Consider the following 1,399-nt stretch of genomic DNA (forward strand, 5'->3'; position numbering starts at 1 on the left):
GAAATTTTTAGTTAATAGTGGTTCTATTTACTAAAAATTTCCGACTTTTTATCCTCAATTTGCTGCCACCGCAGTAGGGCAGTCTATTCTCGGACAGCCTCCTGGCCAGTGCAGAAGGATCCGGGGCTTTTTAAGTAGATGCACTCCAGTCAACTTTTGGTGTGCGCCATGTGGGTATTGCATCTGCACCACGATTTTCTGCAGCCCAGGTATCGTATTTAAGGGCACAGTCATGCAAGTTATTCACAGTGTAAGGAATTACTTTGCCTATGAAGCTGTTAATCAGCCATGCAGGCAGGGAGCCTTTCGGGTCTGTGTGCGAAATAAATATCAGTTTAGCCCCGCCAGAGGGGGTCGGTGTCAGGTAATACCCGGTGAGAATAGAGCGAGCCCTGACAAAGCCTTCCCGCTCAGGACAGTCAGGATGATCAACGCTGCGATTCATAATGATGAAATCGCCGTTGGAAAACTCCATCCAGGAGCGCATGTTGCAAAAATCCCGATTCGAGATCAGCCAACCAAGCTCCAATGAGTAATAGCCAATATCATTGCGTGGATCCAGCTGACAGATGTTGCGCCCGTCAATCATCTTGCCGTCCCAGGTTTTGCGGTAGTCAGCATCATGTAAAGTGTTGAACAGCGTCTCGGGTTTAACATCGTCCCACTGGACAGTCGCACGAACAATGTTGAATCCGGTGCCTTGCTCACCGGGCTTCAGATCCTCTGGCCTGGACTCCACGAGAAGCGCTTTTGGCCTATCCTCATACACTTTCGTCCAATTGTTATCCTGGCTCTCGGCGAAGTCACGCAGTTTAATGAAGTCCGGCAGTTGCATCAGCTGGTACATCTGCCCCTTTGACTCAACAAGTATCGGGCTCGCTGCATCCTTCCCGTTCGGGCATTGGCTTACCTGAAAACCCGGTGATATGCGTCGGTCTGCTAATGGTTTTGTTGCTGATGTTATGGTTTGTTCCTGCGCTGTAGAACGGACGACGTTTTCTTCGGCAGAAACTGAATTACTGAGCCATACAGCGCAATCATTCTGACGCCGGGACTCAGGCAAGGTAACTGATCCATTACTGCATCCATCAAATTGGGGATAGTCTTGACTTGCACGCATTGGGAAACCAGATAGTTTTGATTAATTCACATTAAAGTCTCTATAAAAGCTGAGGAAGAATAAATGTCAAGTTGAGTGATAGTCGAGGTTCAATCTACCCTGTTTGTCAGAATGTCCGTACAGGAGGCAATAAAAACCCTGTGACATGTGAATCACGGCAGAAGCATCCGGGATTCTCTGGCTTTGCGTGGGTGCTTATGAATGACAGGCATCAGCCGATAGAAATATTTCCTGAATTCAAGTCATAAATGCATAACCCATGACTTTTCTTACATCTAT

Annotated in this window: 1 protein-coding gene; it reads right to left on the minus strand. The window is 47.4% G+C overall.

Annotated features, from left to right (window positions below; translation table 11 throughout):
- Window positions 1-130 precede the first annotated feature (130 nt).
- Window positions 131-1,120 carry an START domain-containing protein gene (locus tag KDK14_RS20955; RefSeq protein ID WP_257267192.1) on the minus strand — a complete coding sequence of 330 codons (990 nt, stop codon included), beginning with the start codon at window positions 1,118-1,120 and terminating at the stop codon, window positions 131-133.
- Between the last annotated feature and the right edge of the window lie 279 nt (window positions 1,121-1,399).

The organism is Endozoicomonas sp. ONNA2 (assembly GCF_024606365.1).
In the GTDB taxonomy this organism is placed as follows: domain Bacteria; phylum Pseudomonadota; class Gammaproteobacteria; order Pseudomonadales; family Endozoicomonadaceae; genus Endozoicomonas.